Below are 16,556 nucleotides of genomic sequence, written 5' to 3'. Positions count from 1 at the left end.
TCTGCAGGCACCTTGTATAACATCGCGCGGAGAGACAAGTCGCGGTATTTTTTAAATTTTTCTGTATTCAGTGAAACTTTTGGGGACAGGCGTCGTCACGGTTTTGCTCATCCAATAAGCTATCTCTGCGCACAGCGGGGTTTGCGGCAGCTCTGCTGGCGAGAAGCGGCGGGAGCATGATGGAACGAACGGAGCAACGGGCGCAGTTCGCCAGACAGATGGCCGCGAGTGCTGGCGTTGCCGAAGACAGTGCCATTGCACAAGCCTTTGCCGCAACACCACGGGAAGAGTTTCTTGGGCCGCCTCCATGGCGGATATTTGGAGCGCGGGGAGATGCGGGCTTGCTGACGGATGATCCGACTATGCTGTATCAGGATGTACTGGTGCAGCTAAAGAGCGAAGCAGCGATTAACAATGGACAGCCGAGCCTTCATGCACGATGCTTCGCTGCGCTCACGATCACGCCAGGAGAGACGGCAGTTCATGTCGGCGTGGGCCTCGGTTATTACACCGCCATATTGGCGAGGCTGATAGGCAGCGACGGATTTGTGGAAGGTTATGAGATTGAGCCATCCCTGGCCCAGAAGGCCGCAGAGAATCTGCGCTCGCTGCCCTGGGTGCACGTTCATGCGCGCTCCGGCACGGCGAACCTGCCGATGTGCGATGTGCTGTATGTCAATGCGGGGGCCACTTCGCCGCTGAGCACATGGCTGGATGCACTACGTGATAGAGGAAGACTGCTCTTCCCGTTGACTTCTGACCATGGTGGAGGAGCGATGCTGCTGGTCACACGACATGAGGAAAACTACTCCGCACAATTCATCTGCGGAGCGCAGTTTGTGGGATGCATTGGAGCTCGCGATGCGGCCATGGAACAACAGCTGGTTGAGTGTTTTCGACGAGGGCATGCGGAAAGGGTTCGATCACTACGGCGCAATAACAATCCTGACAAAACAGCATGGTGCGCAGGAGATGGATGGTGGCTGTCGACTCGTTGACCCTCTATTTGCAGGAAGTCACTGATCCTTTATGCCTTTAATATGGATAGGACCAATGCTTGACCCAATATTAGGCCATTTGACATAAGCGAAAATCCGGAGAGCCAAGCGTTGCCTGGTTGTGCGATGATCTTTGGAAAAGCCGCGCAGCTATATAAGGAACGGCGACTTTATGTAAGGAGTATGCGCTGGAGCGCTCGATCAAAGCTATGAGTGAACAGAGGAACTGGAGCAGGAGAAACTTCGTTCAGGTGATGGGTGCGACAGCGCTTTCTGCACGTGGGTTAGCTTCGTCGATGGCCTTCGCCCAAGGTATCGGCTCGCCGAAGCATGCTGTCGCCTATGCAGGCAGCGGGGCAGGCACGATTGAGGTCTTCGCCATTCGCGGAGGTCGTGCCGAGAAGATTCAAAGCATAGCCAGCGCACGTCCTGCTGCACTGGCGCTGGCACCGAACGGACGTGTACTGTACGCGGCCAATGAAATAGCGGAGTATCGCGGGCTGCCCAGAGGCACCGTGGAGGCATTCGCCATCAACCCTGATGGAACGTTGACGAAGCTCAATAGGCAGGAGCTTTCGCTGTCGGCGACGATGCCGCGGCATATGGCAGTGTCGCACGATGGCAAAAAGCTTGTAGTCGCAGCACACGGTGGCGGCGTATACAACACGCTGGCGATCGAGGACGACGGATCTGTAGGTCGCGTTACAGGAATTCTGAAGGAGACGGGGGATAGCGATGGCCGCACGACGCAGCCTCGCGCTACGGCCTTTGATCGTGTCGGCCGCATTGTGAGTGCCGATCAGGGGACCTCGCGACTGCGCACTCTTGCGCATGGCGATGGACTGATTCCGCACACGCTGAGCGCCACGCAACAAGGGGATGGACCGCGGCATCTTGCCTTTGCTCCTGAAGGGAAGCTGCTCTTCGTGGCGCATGGAGATTCGTTGCAGAGCTACGAGTACAACTACGAAGCCGGACATGTAGCAACGATGCGGCAACATCTTGCATTCTCCGGGGTGACGGATGGTGCGGAGGTACTCGCGGTGCATCCATCGGGAAGATCTCTTTTCGCATGCGATGCAGGCGGCGGTGTTGCAGCATGGAAGGTCAATCCATCGACCGGCGAACTGAAGATGGCAGGCCGTCAGGCAGAAGAGATGGGAGTGCTACAGGCACTTGCATTGTCGGATGACGGAAGGTACATCACCACCATCAATAAAGAGCGTGGAGCGATCTGGGGAGCTTCGCTGGACGCAACCGGTGCGGTGAGCAATGCGCGCTTGCTGGCGCGCGTCGAAGCACCGATCTGCCTTCAGGTCATTTATAGTTAGTGCCTCTGCCGCAAACGAACTCAACAAGGAGCTATAGAGACGATGTCAACGAAGATATCGAGGCGTGGATTTCTTCACGGAGCCTCGGCAGCTGCGGTGCTTGGAGCTTCTCCAGCCTGGGCAAAGCATTCCGGTGAGCGCATGTTGTTTGTAGGAACGCAGACAGGACAGACGAGCAAAGGTATTTATGCGTACAGTTTCGATGAGGCGACCGGCGAGCTGAAACAGACTGCGCTGGCAGCAGAGGCCGATAGCCCAACATTTCTCGCCTTGTCGCCAAACCACAAGTTTCTGTTTACAGCCAATGAGCTGAATCAGTACGAAGGCAAGCGAAGCGGTGCTGTCTCAAGCTATGTTGTCGATCGCAGCACGATGAAGCTGACGAAGATCAATGAAGTGTCCGCCAAAGGCTCGGGGACGTGCCATGTCAGCGTCGATCATACGGGCCGTTGCGTCTTTGCCGCGAACTATGGCGGAGGCAGCGCTGCATCGTTTGCCGTGGACCCGAGCGGCAAGTTGAGCGAGGCGGTCTCGTTCTTTCAATACGAGGGCCATGGTCCGATGCCGCAGCAGAAGGGGCCGCGGGGCCATCGCGCGACGGTTTCTCCGGACAACAAATATTTCTTTGTGAACGATCTGGGACTGGACGAAATTCACGTCTATCACCTGGACGCATCGACAGCGAAGTTGACGGCGCAAGATCCTCCTGCGTGGAAGGCCGAGCCTGGTTCAGGGCCGCGTTCCCTGCTCTTCCATCCGAACCATAAGTGGGCCTACTGCGTAAATGAAGTGGGCTCGTCGGTCAACGTGCTGCAGTGGGACAAAAAGAAGGGTGTCTTCACAACCGTGCAATTGATCTCGACGGTACCGGAGGGACATCAGGGACCGTCTGCTCCGTCGGACATTGTGATGGATAAGAAGGGCCGCTTTGTGTACGTCGCAAACCGCCTGGATGACTTTATGGTGTCGTTCTCGATATCGCCAGCGGATGGGAAGCTGACGCTCATGGAGAGAACCTCGTGCGGAGGCAAGACCCCGCGGCATATTGCATTGTCTCCAAGCGGTAAATGGCTGCTGGTCGCAAATCAGGCAACCGACAATCTTTCTGTATTTGCACGCGACCCTAAGACCGGCAAACTGGCGAACGACGGCAAGAGCTTCCCGTTGTCGCGGCCGCAGTGTATTGTCTTCGTCTAGACGCAATCGTATGACAAACAAAAATGGCTCAGCATATGCTGAGCCATTTTGCTGCGACCAGGAAGTTTAGTGACGATTGTTGTCGCTCGGACGTACTTGACGCACACGGGGCGCGAAGGTCGTCCAGCGATAGGCGTAGGCTGCGTTGGGATCGGCCGGAGCATCCCACTTGTCTGCTTCCATGCCATTGAGATCATAGACGATCCTGCCGTCCTTGATGGTGATCTCGGCAGTCAGCTTCTTCGTTCCGTCGAGGCGGCCATTGACCATATCGGTGAAACCGTAGTGGCCTTCTTCCAGGCGAAGCACCGCGACGTCGGCAACGGAACCGACGGAGAGATTGCCTAGTTCTTCATGCTTGATCTCGCGCGCCGGATGCGAGGTCATTTCGGCCACCGCCTCCTGCAAGGAGATGCCAATCGCCATCATCTTGCTGGCGACATTGAGCTCGTCCTTGGTTGCACCGTTCATGCTGCCGATATGAAGATCCGTCGAAATGGAGTCCGGAATAAAACCATCTTTGACCATGGGTACTGCGAGCGAGAACTTGAAGCTGCCACCGCCTGTGCCTGTGTCGAAGAAGATGCCACGCTTGCGGCCTTCGATGAAGGCCTTGCTGGGCCCCATCGTGACAGGGTCCTGCTCATTGCGCAGGCCGGAGTACATGTGTGTGTAGATGTCGCCAGGACGCAACTTCTTCGTCAGCAGGTCATAGAGAGGGCGGCTCTCGGGATGATTGTTGCCGAAGTCGACCATGACAGGAATATTGGCTTTCGTGCCGGCGATGACGGCCTGCTCGACCGGCGTCCACTCTGGCCCGGCGTAATGGGCGGTCTTGATGCCCACAACAACATTCGGGTACTTGAGCGCCATCTTTGCGGTGGCTTCCCCGTCCATGTCGGCCTGATTGTTCTCGTACTTATCGCCACGCATCCCGGAACCCACGATGTTCAGCATGGCGAGGACGCGGGTCTTAGAGCGATCAATGATGCGATCCTTGAAGTCCTCGAAGTTACGCCAGCCGGCGCAGCCCGCATCAACAACCGTGGTGACTCCGACGCGGAAGGTAAAACCGTCGGGAGGAACGCTATTGTCGCCAGCGTAGGAATTCTTTTCGCCTGTACCGCTGTAGACGTGCACGTGAAGATCGATGAGACCCGGCGTGACGTAAAGGCCTTTGACATCGATGGTCTTGAGTGCTTCTGAAGAGGCAATGTGCGGAGCGACCTTAGCGATCTTGCCATTCTTGATGGCGACGTCCATCACCGAATCGATGTGATTCTTATCGTCGATGACATGACCGCTCTGCAGGATGAGATCGTAGGCGATATTTGCTGGAGGCGGCGGAAGCGGCGGCATCCTCTCCTGAGCGAAGGAATAAACAGATGAGGCGGCCAGCGAAAGAACCGCACAACAGGTGATGGATCGTTTACGCAGTGAATGAATCATTGTGCTCCTCAAGTTAGAACCACGATGCTTTGACAAGGCACTCTCTCCGAGCCTTGTTTCTTGAAATTGTTCAGGCGCGAACGGCTGTCCATGTTGCATTGCCGTACTCGCCCATATTAACGGTGCCAGAGATCTCGTTACCTTCGACCTTGCCCTTGAAAGTCCACATAATTGTATTGCCACCAACGGCCATCCCGCTGTGCAGCTCAAGCTGGTCTGCGTGAATGCTTCCCTTAAAGGTCGCTTTGTAGATTTCGCCGATGTGGTTTCCACTCACGTCGTTGCCGTTTTGCTGCAACGAGAACTTCTGTTCGCCTGTCCCTCGCGGATAGTGGATCGTGACGGCCCAATCCCCGGCAACCTTGGCAGGTTCACCCGCAGGAATAACGGGATTCTCATAGTGGCCGGGTTTCGTAAGCGCTTCGTAGATGGCATCGGCGATGATCTTGTCTTCGCCTGGATCCATCATGTACGGCATTACGGAGACGGCGCTTTCCATCATGTCGGGACGCCTGCCGCGCGCGCCACCGATAACGATGCGCGGCGTTCCGGCATCGAGGCGTGCCGTAAGTTCGGTCCCGGTAATCTTCAACACATTGGCATCCCACTTGATCTGAAGTGTCGGAGCGCGATTGGAGAGATCCTCTGGTTCGATATAGGTGAAGCTGGTGGATGGAAGACCTTTGAGCCGGTTTTCAATCGTGTTCAGCCACGAGCGCCACATCTTCTGCTCCGCCGCATGATCGCGCTTGTACCACGTCTCAACAGCAGCGAGGATGCCCATCGCCTCTTCTTTGCTGCACTTCAAAGCACGCCCATAGTTGTGGTGCGGAGCCGCCTGAAAATATGCCGCCTTGCAGAGGTCCTTCTGTCCGAGCAGGATGCCCGAGGACTGCGGCCCGCGCAGGCACTTGCCGCCGGAATATCCAACCAGCGTAGCTCCCGCCTGAATATGGATATTGGGCCTCAATGGCTCTTCTGCAGCGGCATCGACAAAGACAGGGACATTCTTCGTCTTTGCGATAGTGCAGATGTTCTTAATGCTCATCGGGCCGGTGGCATTGCCCGGATTGGACATGATATAGATCATCGCAACACGGTCGTTGAGCTTCGCCGTCAGCTCTTCCGGCGAATCCACCTCGATGATCTCTGCTCCCACCATGCGCACACCAAAGTCATATTGGTTGCGGGAGTGCTTGGGAATAATGACTTGATCCTTCTTCTTGATATAAGGAAGAGCCTGGCTCTGTTCGACGTTTGTGCCAACCATACAGGCGACCGTTGCGAGGCAGATTGCCGCCTCGCAGCCTGTCGTGGTAATTCCCCACTCTGCTCCCATCAACTGGCCGAGCCGCGCGCCGATGCCGTTCATCATCTCGTCAAGCTGCACGTAGTAGAACGAGGCATCGTACATGGCCTGCTTCACTTCAGGCAGAGAACGCGAACCGCTGATGATCGTAAAGGTGCCGCGCCCATTGATGATTGGGCGGACACCGATACGGGTAAAGAGGTTATCGGTATCCGTGCCACTCCGCGCAGGAAGCTTGTGCTCACCTGGCTTCGCCGCCTCAGCAACTCCTGCTATCGGAGCAACAGCATTCGCTGCTCCAAGCGCAGAGAGCATTCCAGTTTGCTTGAGCACATCGCGACGGGACCAGCGGGTCTTGCGAAAGAGTGACATGGATACCTTTCCTTATTACGAGAGAAATTTACATGTAAGCGATGCAGTCAATCTCAACCAGCGAGTCGCCAGGGATTCCGCCTGCGGCAGCAATGGTCGTACGGACAGGCGGAGTATCGCCCCAGTTGGCCTGCGCGTAAACCGAGTTCATGGCCTGATAGTCCTTGAGGTCGTTGAGATAAACGTTGACCTTAAGAACCTTTTCCAGCGAAGAGCCGGCCTTGATAAGGTTCTTCTCCAACTCCTCGAGCACGTGCTTGGTGTGCTCTTCGACTGTTCCCTTGAAGTGTGCTCCAATGCCGGCAAGAAATACCATGTTGCCATAGGTCACGATGCTCGAAAACAGCGGCTTCTTTCCAGGAGTTGTGGGGACCTTATCCGCCTGGGTCTTCGGCGGAATCGACTTCTTTTCAAGCTTGCCGGACACCTGTGCGTTCGCGGTCTGGGCCAGCGCTGCGCCGCCGGTAACAGCTACAGCCGCCTTTGCGGCACTCTTGAGAAGACCTCTTCTCGACTGCTTTTCCATTTGATTCGCTCCTTATTGTGTTGAACGTGAATTATGCCTTTTGGGTGAGGGCCGCACGTAGACGACGACCAACGATCTCGTCTTCGCCCGGCTGCAACATCCACACGCCGATGACCAGCGTATTAGCATCCGATGGAATGCCCTGATTCGGCTTATGGCCCGTGTTGGGATTGAGTTCAATGGGTGGGTTCTGTGCGCGCAGCCGCTCCTGCACCTGAGCAACAGTAACGCCAACCTTAGCAGGATCAAACTTCAACAGAAGATGTGGAACATGATTGGCAATCTTCGGAATAACAACGCTGGATTGCATCGTCGGTATGTTTTTGACTGCATCCGAGATCACCTTACAGCGCCTGTTGTACTCGCGCTCGTTTGACTCATCCGACTGCTCCAGAAGCCAGTCAACCGCGGCGACCATGCCGACGATCTGCTCTTTCGCTACTTTCATACCACGGCCAACCGCATCGCCATTCGGATTGGTATTACGCAGTGCGAGGTCCGTGAGATGCTTCTTACCCAGCAGCAGACCTGCGTTCTGCGGACCGCGAATTCCCTTGCCGCCCGAGAAACAGACTAGGTCGAATCCCATCCCCGTGTACTTCCACAGATTTTCAATCGGCGGCATGTCTGCAGCAGCGTCCATGTGGCATGGAACATTATGCTGATGCGCAATCTCGAGCCACTGCTCACGGCCAATCTGCGCAACTGGACCATCCTCTTCCTCTGCCGCATTGAAGAAGTTGGTCATCACCGTCTTCTCATTAAAAGCACGCTTGTAATCGTCGAGTGTCACTACCTCGCGAATTACGGCTCCGCTCAGCATCATCGCGTGGTCATAGCTGTAACGATGCGACTTCTGGACGATGACCTCGTTCTTCAGGTTGCCGGCATCCTGCGGCAGAGCGCCTGGCTTGCTGTTATTCGCGTAGGTAATGCAGGCAGCCGTGGCAAGCGTAATGGCTCCCGAAGCGCCCGAGGTAACAAGCGCCCCCTCGCAACGAAGCTTCTTGGCCAGATACTCGCCGGACTTAACCTGCAGATCGTGAAGCTGCACTGGATGCTGCGCGGCAAGTTCGACTGCGCGACGCACCTGCGGAGGCATGCACGCCGCCGTCAGTGTCGTGTAGGTTCCAGCAGCGTTGATGATTTTCGCAACACCGAGCTTGTCGTAATAGTCCGTAACCGAAGATGCTGGCGCGGCTGCTTCCGCTGTCTTACTAAGGAACGGCGCGGCGCCAAACATGGCCATGGCCGACTGCGACCACCGCAGGAAGCTGCGGCGGCTAAAGAGAGCGCGATTCTCGCTGGACATCCTGTTTACCCCTGTATTTTGTTGATTCGATGGGAAATTAAATGTGATCGCATTGTCATGGGTCAAATGACGTAGCGAGCCGCTAGATTCTGCCGAACTGCTTTACAGCTTCTTCAATGGAGTGGAACTTTTCAATGAATGGGTACATCGAGTGCTCGCTGTTATCGAGCTTCTGCGCAAGCACCAGAATCTCAGCCGCACGATCACGCGGCACAACCACTACACCGTCCTGATCCGCGACAATAATGTCATTCGGATTGACGCGAACCCCATCGCAGTCGACCGGAATATTCATGCCGCCAAACTTGTAGTGGCTGACCGAGGTCGAAGGCACGGGTCCCGTCGAGTACACCGGGAAACCAATCTTTTTCAACTGGGGAAGATCACGGACACCGCCATCGACAACCGCTCCGGCGAATCCTCGATTGAACATCGCCGTGCCCATCAGCCCACCCATGCCGGCGATGTCTGCTCCATCCTCAACCTGCATGACATAGACAGAGCCAGCACCGCCTGAGTCGATCGCTTTCAGCATGCCGCTCAATGCGTCGGGGTCATGGTTTTCCTGCTTAACCAGCTTGACCGTAAGCGCCGTTCCCGCAAACTTGGTTGGAAAAATGGACTGCATGCGATGCGACATGTAGCGCTTCTGATGCAGCAGCTGCTCCATGGCGTCGGAGACGGATGCGGCCTCGACACGACGATATGCATCGATCATGGAAGCTGGATCAGCCTGATAATCAGCTGCCGTCTTCGGCGCATCGGCATGAACAATGAGATTTGCGGTAAAGAGCGATCCGCAAACGATGGCTGCTGCTGCTGAAATGCGAAGAAGGCGGGACTGAAAAACTGAAACCAGAGAAGAATACTTCAAGACTTTACGACTCCTTGTATAGACAGGAAAATGTTACCGGACTAGGCCAAGGTTTGACAGGTTTGCAAAAAATTTAGCCGCCGGGAGACCCGGCGGCCAAATCGTTAGAAGTTGATCTTTCCTGCAATCTGCATCACACGTGAACCAAAGTTGGTGTTGGCTCCCGTGATGAATCCGAAACTCGGACCACCGAAGGTGGTGTTCGGGCTGCCGGGGTTGGGATGATTGAAGACGTTGAAGGCCTCTCCGCGAAGCTGGAAGGCGACTGTCTCCCAGATCGGAAAGTTCTTGAAGAGTGAAAAATTGGTGTTAGCTACACCCGGTGCGTTGATCGCGTCACGGTGCAGGTTGCCGAAGGTTCCTGCGGTTGGATTCGCGTAAGCAGTTGCATCTATGCAGCTGTTTCTCTGGGATCCACCAGGCCCAGTCACTGTTCCGCGGCTGCAGGTTACGTGGCTTTCGTGAACGTAGTTCGGACGTTGAGATCCTCCTACACCTCCGACATTCGCCAGATTCGAGTTAATCGTAATGTTGAGAGGAGTACCGCTGCGGAGGTCGACGATCGCATTCGCCTGCCATCCACCAATAGCCTGACGAATGAATATATTGCGCCCCTCAAACTTCGGCAGCTCGTAGGTAACAGTACCAACAAAGCGATTGCGAATGTCGTAAGCCGAGTTACCGTAGTCAAGCTTCAAATGTCCCTGCCACATCGCAGAACCGCCGTCGTTGGAGCTGTCCGATGTATCCATGGAATGCGACCAGGTATAGCTAAGGTTTGCACTGATACCGCGGGTCAACCGTTGTCGCAGAATGGCAGTGAGGCCGTTATACGTTGCGAATCCATCGTTATGAATCAGACGAATCTGACCAATCGCCGGATTGGGACGGCGAGACTGCGAGAACGCAATCGGCGAAGGAGCTGGCTGGTTCGGATAGTAGCTCTGGTCCAGGTGGATCGTACGCGACCCCAGATACTGCAACTCGAAGCCGCCGTTATGCCATATCTCATTACCAATATCGATGTTCCACTGATACATCCGAGCAGTGGGCAGATTCTGATCGACAGCGAAGTTCGCGTATGGACTATTCGCTGGACCGGGCCACGCTACCGGCGCGGGTACATTCGGATTGGCGAGTGTGAATGCCGGTGTAGTGCCGAAGCCAGCAGAGGGGGTGACCACTGCCGAGTAGGGGTAGTTCGTCGAGGACAAGGTATAAGAGTTGAGCTGGTTCGCGTTGTAGTAGATTCCACCACCTCCGCGAATCACAATTTTATCCGTTGCACGGTAGGAAAAACCAACACGCGGACTAATGTTGTCGTGAGAAGGCCCGCTGAACTTGAAGCCAGGATACTTCTGGGCATTTAGAGGCGTTGTACCGCCGATAGCCGGATACAGTGTGGTGAGACCGGCGTCCATGATGCGACCGACGCCATTCAAACTGTAAGCGACCTGAGGCAGCTCGTAGCGCAGACCATACTGCAGAGTGAAATTCTGGGTCACCTGCCAGGTGTCCTGAATGAAGAAGCCATCACGCCACTGGCCGATCGAACCCTTTACCTGGAAGAACGGAGAGGTGTAACCGGTTGGAGTGCCAGCAATAAAAGCTGCCGCCGCATCGCCGGTCCCTGAAGTCGCTCCATTTAGGGTTCCGTCAAATGTGAATTGCCCACGCGCCGTATTGGCGGCAGAACGTCCAATCGTCATTTTGCGGAAGCTGATCCCAGCCATAAGAGCGTGCTTGCCCAAGGTATAGCTGATCTGGTCGTACCAGGTAAGTTGGCGGTCATCCTGATACCAGTTCGTTCCGGTCTGGGCAATGCCTTGATACAGAGGAGCGGCGGCAGTACCACCTAATTGCATATCAACCAGGCCAGGATTGCCGCTATCAACATCGGCGGTGAAGCCTGGAATACCCAGCGCAGAGCCAGCATTCGTCTGCTTAAGCTGAGCCTGCTGATTCAGGATGAACGTATTGACCACGTTGAATCCAAAGCGCAGATCGTTTACGAGCTTTGGCGTAATGATGTGGGTATAGCCAGCTGCTCCGTTGCGAGTCTTCGTCGTGGTATAGGCGGTATTTGCAGGATTGATCGCTTGGGTGAAGTTATTGACCGACTGCCATGCGAAACGGCCAAAGAGCGATACTTTACCATTGATGTTGTGATCTAAGCGCTCCAATGTTGAGTCTTCATTGATCTGCGTAGGAAGGTTTCCTTGCCAGTTTCCCGTAGTGGCTGAGTTTGTAGGAGCGGCCAAATAAGGAAGAAGCTTTGCAGCGATAGGATCGATAGGGATGATTGAATTGACGTACTGTGCCGCAGGGCATGCAAAGTTTGGCGCAGAGCACTGAGTAAAGCGTGTCTTGGGGTTGTAAAGAGCTTTACCAAGTTCGCTGAAATCGCCGGTACGCATCTTGTTGGTGAGAACGGTCCCTGTAGTCACAGTCGCACCATTGTTGCGAAGACCCTCATATGACCCAGTGAAGAAGGTCTTATCCTTCCCGTTGTATAGGAAGGGGATAACAACTGGACCGCTCAATACGCCACCGAAGAGGTTGTAACGAAGCTTGGGCTTAAGAGAAGCGAGTCCGGTTGTAGGTTGAAGCCAACCCTTAGCGTTCATCGCATCATTCTGGATGTAGTCATAAACCGTGCCGTGGAACTTATTGGTTCCGCTCTTCGATACAAGGTTGATGTGAACGCCCAGATAGTCGCCATACTGCGCGGTATAGTTTCCGTTCTGGGTTTGCACGGCGCTCAGAGCATCCGGATTGGGAGAGAGTGTGGCCGTTGTGATCAGGTTGTTCATGATCGAAATGCCATCGAGCGAGATGCTGTTGTTGATGTTGCGCGTACCCGAGCCGCTGGCGCGGTTGCCGGGAGGATTACCCGTCAGAGCATTGCCGCTGATCGTAATATTGGACGCAGTCGCCGCCAGATCGATGGCGTGCCGGCCATTCATCGGTAGATCGTGTACCTGCTGCGAGTCGATGGTTTCACCAAGGAGCGCATCATCGGTCGACAGTGGAGGTGTATCAGCCGAGACGCTGACAACGGATGTCTCCGAACCAACCGAAAGCGCGAAGTCCGTACGGACGGCGTGATTGATCGTAACGATGACATTGGTTGACGTCATCTTCTGGAACCCGGTCATCTCGACGGTGACGTCATAGGTTCCAGGGCTCACGAACGGAATCGAATAGTAGCCTTCAGTGTTCGTTGTACCGTTGTAGACCACCTTGGTTTCGCGGTTGACGCCCACGACCTTCGCCCCAACAACAACACTTCCCGAAGGATCGGTGACTGTTCCTACAAGCGCCGTATTATCCGCAACCTGGGCATGGAGTAATACGGAGCCGATCAAAAGCGCGAGACAACAAATAAACTTTTTCACTGAAGCCTCCTGGGTAAAACCTGAATGAAGCAGGTATTGCAGAAACGTGCGACATCTCCCTTGCCGCCGGACAAAGAAATCAAACAATCCGCACATTCCATGTGCGAACCGCTAGCAATCTATGTGTGAATAGATTGTGATTACTTTGCTAAACAATCGTCAATCGGACAGTTGCCGCCCCACTTCTTAGGCCATTTGACCTAACTGATGCTGCAAGTAGATGTTCAGCAACGGGATGGAGCGATCAGTCCAGGTGAACGAGGCCGCGTTGCAGCGCATAAATTGTTGCCTGCGTGCGATCGCGAGCGCCCATCTTGTCCAGCAGTGAGCTGACATGAATGCGTACGGTCTTCTCTGCTATCTTCAGCTCCTCCGCGATTTCGCGGTTGCTGCGCCCCTGCGTAATGCAGGCCAGCACCTCGGCCTCGCGCGGAGTCAGATCGACTGCGGGCATGCGCTCGGCAAGCCGGTCGAGCGCTCCGTGAGGGAGGTATCGCAATCCACGGTCAACGCTTTGAATCGCACTGAGAAGTTCTTCTCCGCTGGCGTCCTTCGTCAGGTAAGCCATCGCGCCACTGCGTACGGCACGGTAGATATCTTCGCTGCCCTGGTAGTTCGAGAGCACAACAATGCGCACCGTAGGAAATTCCTTACGCAATGCAACGATCACATCGAAGCCGCTGACGCGCGGCAGACGCAGATCGAGTACGACCACATCCGGACGCAGCGAACGATACATCGAAATGCCGAGTTCGCCGTCGCCCGCCTCGCCGACGATTTGAATCTGCGGGTGCCCCGAGAGCACAGAATGGAGCGCGACGCGTGCGAGAAAATGGTCTTCGATCAACAGGACTCGAATCTGCTTCATATTCCGATCCACCGTATCACATGATGCTGTTGGTTAACGGGCTGCTGCATTGCATTGAATGCAACCTTCACGACAACCTCCGTCCCGCCACCGACTGAGGTTTGTATCTTGAGTGTTCCGCCGAGCTTTCGTGCGCGCTCTTCCATCACTGGAATGCCAAAATGTCCGCGACGCGATAACGCGCGATCGGAAGTAAGAAAGCCGTGTCCGTTATCGCGAATCGACAGGCTCAGCGCATCGCTGTCATAACGGAGATTGACGATAATGCGCGACGGCTGCGCGTGACGAATCGCATTGGAGACCGCCTCCTGCCCAATGCAGACCAGGTGATGCACACATCCTGGCGCGAGATGAACCTCATCGCCTTCGACATCGAGCGTCGTCTCAATCGGCGCCTGAAGATGACTCGCAGACAATGCGCGAGAGAGCGCCTGCGAGAGCACGTCGGTCACTTCGCCCGTATCGCGGAGATCCCAGATAATGCGTCGCGCTTCAGCCTGGCAGTGCGCCACCATACTGCGCGCCAGCTCGCACGACTTCGCCGCCGGCGTTGCTTCCGATCCGCTGTCGCGAAACAGTTTTGCCGTCGCCTCAAGCTGCCATGAGATCGCAGCAAAGCCCGCCATCAGCGTATCGTGGCACTCCGATGCAATACGATTGCGCTCTTCCAGGATGATGCCGAGATGCCCCGTCATCAGCTGCATTCTTCTGCGCAGAAACAGCATGGAAAAACCGACAATCGCGATGACAACAGCAACGTAGAAATACCATGTCTGGTAGAACGCAAGGCGCTGTCCCTCGCCAGCAGGAGGCGTCGTCGGCTTGTCAGAAGCCGCATCTGGTCCAGTCCCCAGCGCACTGCGCATCACGCGCACAAGGCCGTCTTTATCCAGCCGCCAGAGACCATCGGAGCTTGTTCCGATCCAAAGATTTCCTTGAGCATCTCCCGTCAGCGCGGTCACCGCTCCATGCATACTCGCATTCAGAACTGCGGTGTAAGCCGGCGATGGCTGCGATTGAAAAAGGCTTTTCGGCTGCGGCACCAGCTTATAGACACCGGTATGTGTGCCGAGCCAGACACGCTGCTGCGGATCGCGATAGAGCGCCACCGGCGAATCGTCCTTGGGAAGCTGCAACGGAAGCTCGCGCACAGCTCCCTTCTCCCACAGAAACAGTCCTGCAGAGGTGATGAAGAACATGCCTCCGTTGCCGTCTTCTGTAAACGGAGCCACGATGTCGCTCGAGACGCCCCCCACAGACGGGAGCGCTTCGAGGGTCTTCCCTGTCAATCGCTCAATGCCATCCTCAGTCGCAATCCAAGCCGTCCCCTGCTTGTCGCGATAGATGCAGCGAACCCCAGCGCCAGCCTGAGTAAAACGAGACTCGTCGTGGGTTTCCACCTGCGCAGCATCATCGGCAAAGAGGACCCCTGACATAGCGCATAGCAACAGAGCCAGCAGCGCCCATCGGCAAACACGAATTCCTTTCTCCGACAGCATGGTCATCTGCAACCCCACTCGCCTCGCTCTAACATCGGCGCTACAAACTCCTCAGGCATCCAGCGGACGCTCAGGATGCACCGTCATCCAGCAGATCGCTCCCAAAATGGAGAGTGCTGCAGCCACCGCAAACGATGTCGTCCAGCCGAAACGCTGCGCAATCCACGGAGTCAGAGAGGCCGTTACAGCACCGCCGATCTGTCCGCCCATGTTGACCATACTCGAAAATATGCCTGAGCTACGCCCCGCGATATCGTTCGAGACCGACCAGAAGGAGCTCTGCGAGAGATACATTGAGCCCGCGCCGCACGCAAGAATAATGCCGGCAAGCTGTGGGCTGGCAACCTGCGATCCCAACACAAGAAACACCGCGGTGGCCAGAAGTGCGATCGAGGCAAGCCAGCAACGCCCCACACGCAGTCCATACTTCAACGTCAGCCTGTCACTCAGCACACCACCTGCAAGACAGAAGACCGTCATCGCAAGGAACGGAAACATCGTATAGAACGCACTCGACTTCGGATCGAACCCACGCGCCTGCGTCATATACAGGAAGAACCAGCTGAAGAAGATCCACGCGATATAGCCGAAACTGAAGTAGCCGATCATGAGTGCAGGCAGGTCGCGGCGATGCAAGATGGCGCTCCACGAGATCTGTTTCTGCTGCCCGGCTGGCGCAGCAGCTCCAACAGGCGTATAGCTCAGTCCATCGCGAATCTCGCGCAACTCCGCCTGCGAGACGGCAGGATGCTCTTCAGGAGTATCCCGCGCGGCATACCACCATACGAGGCCGGCAATCGCTCCAATAATGGCGCTGAACCAGAAGGCAGCGCGCCATCCCTGATTCTTAATGATCCATGCCAGCAGCGGAGGCGTCAGACCGCTGCCCGCGCCTACTCCTGCAAAGATCAGTCCATTAATAAGGCCGCGTTCCTCCAGTGGCACCCAGCGAGCCACAAACTGGTTCGCCGCAGGATAGATCACAGCCTCACCCGCACCCAGAGCAAAGCGAATGGAGATCAGCAGCAAGACCGCGTGTGAAATGCCTGAGGGCAACATAGCCGTCAGGGCCGTAGCGACTCCCCACCATACGACGCCCAGCGTCAGCACGCGCCGTGGACCGAACCGCGCAGCCAGCCATCCGGCCGGCAGCTGAAAGCCCGCATAACCGATCAGAAAGGCGCTGAAAATCCATCCCAGGCGCTGGTTGCCCAGCCCGTATTCCTGGCTGATGGCAAGACCTGCAATAGACAGATTGGTGCGGTCGAGAAAGGCTACTCCGCTAAGAACAAAGAGCCAAAAGGCGAGAAAAAATCGGATCCGTGTACGGCGTTCGTCGGACATCATGCTCCTGGCAGCCGACTGAAAGAGGCCGCCTGCGTTTGCAAATCTAAGATTTCGCCCGCAATTTTGCGTAGCACCC

12 protein-coding genes are annotated in these 16,556 nt (G+C 55.8%); 3 read left to right on the top strand and 9 right to left on the bottom strand.

The features are described from left to right. Positions 1-176: 176 nt before the first annotated feature. The 3 genes from KFE13_RS16765 (at position 177) to KFE13_RS16755 (ending at position 3,526) form a co-directional block, all read left to right on the top strand. Positions 177-998, top strand: coding sequence for a protein-L-isoaspartate O-methyltransferase family protein (locus KFE13_RS16765; protein ID WP_260704737.1), 822 nt, complete (start codon positions 177-179; stop codon positions 996-998). Between the two features lie 209 nt (positions 999-1,207). Next, positions 1,208-2,329 carry a lactonase family protein gene (locus KFE13_RS16760; RefSeq protein WP_260704735.1) on the top strand — a complete coding sequence of 374 codons (1,122 nt, stop codon included), beginning with the start codon at positions 1,208-1,210 and terminating at the stop codon, positions 2,327-2,329. A gap of 42 nt (positions 2,330-2,371) precedes the next feature. Next, entirely contained in the window at positions 2,372-3,526 is a 1,155-nt protein-coding gene (locus KFE13_RS16755; RefSeq protein ID WP_260704727.1) for a lactonase family protein, read from the top strand. Between the two features lie 66 nt (positions 3,527-3,592). Here the strand turns inward: KFE13_RS16755 and KFE13_RS16750 are convergent, their stop codons facing one another. The 9 genes from KFE13_RS16750 to KFE13_RS16710 all read right to left on the bottom strand — a co-directional run bounded on the left by KFE13_RS16750 (position 3,593) and on the right by KFE13_RS16710 (position 16,477). Continuing rightward, positions 3,593-4,975 (bottom strand): amidohydrolase/deacetylase family metallohydrolase, encoded by a 1,383-nt coding sequence (locus KFE13_RS16750; RefSeq protein ID WP_260704725.1) that lies wholly within the window; start codon positions 4,973-4,975, stop codon positions 3,593-3,595. A gap of 70 nt (positions 4,976-5,045) precedes the next feature. Continuing rightward, entirely contained in the window at positions 5,046-6,656 is a 1,611-nt protein-coding gene (locus KFE13_RS16745) for a PLP-dependent transferase (RefSeq protein WP_260704723.1), read from the bottom strand. A gap of 28 nt (positions 6,657-6,684) precedes the next feature. Next, a complete protein-coding gene (locus KFE13_RS16740) occupies positions 6,685-7,182 on the bottom strand; it encodes a RidA family protein (RefSeq protein ID WP_260704720.1) in 498 nt (165 codons plus the stop codon). Between the two features lie 31 nt (positions 7,183-7,213). Continuing rightward, positions 7,214-8,494 carry a selenocysteine synthase gene (locus KFE13_RS16735; RefSeq protein ID WP_260704719.1) on the bottom strand — a complete coding sequence of 427 codons (1,281 nt, stop codon included), beginning with the start codon at positions 8,492-8,494 and terminating at the stop codon, positions 7,214-7,216. A gap of 82 nt (positions 8,495-8,576) precedes the next feature. Continuing rightward, the gene (locus KFE13_RS16730; protein WP_260704717.1) at positions 8,577-9,368 is read right to left on the bottom strand and encodes an RraA family protein; all 792 of its coding nucleotides are present in this window, start codon (positions 9,366-9,368) and stop codon (positions 8,577-8,579) included. A gap of 104 nt (positions 9,369-9,472) precedes the next feature. Further along, positions 9,473-12,766 (bottom strand): TonB-dependent receptor, encoded by a 3,294-nt coding sequence (locus KFE13_RS16725; protein WP_260704715.1) that lies wholly within the window; start codon positions 12,764-12,766, stop codon positions 9,473-9,475. Between the two features lie 244 nt (positions 12,767-13,010). Continuing rightward, complete coding sequence (locus KFE13_RS16720; RefSeq protein WP_260704713.1) at positions 13,011-13,634, bottom strand: response regulator; 624 nt, start codon at positions 13,632-13,634, stop codon at positions 13,011-13,013. Beyond that, complete coding sequence (locus tag KFE13_RS16715) at positions 13,631-15,133, bottom strand: sensor histidine kinase (protein WP_260704711.1); 1,503 nt, start codon at positions 15,131-15,133, stop codon at positions 13,631-13,633. Before KFE13_RS16715 ends, KFE13_RS16720 begins: the two co-directional genes overlap by 4 nt. A gap of 51 nt (positions 15,134-15,184) precedes the next feature. Further along, positions 15,185-16,477, bottom strand: a complete 1,293-nt coding sequence (locus KFE13_RS16710) for an MFS transporter (protein WP_260706989.1) — start codon at positions 16,475-16,477, stop codon at positions 15,185-15,187. Positions 16,478-16,556 lie beyond the last annotated feature (79 nt).

The organism is Edaphobacter flagellatus (assembly GCF_025264665.1).
GTDB classification, from domain to species: Bacteria; Acidobacteriota; Terriglobia; order Terriglobales; family Acidobacteriaceae; genus Edaphobacter; species Edaphobacter flagellatus.
Note: the sequence above shows the minus strand (reverse complement) of the source record. Positions and strands in the feature narration are given on the sequence as shown.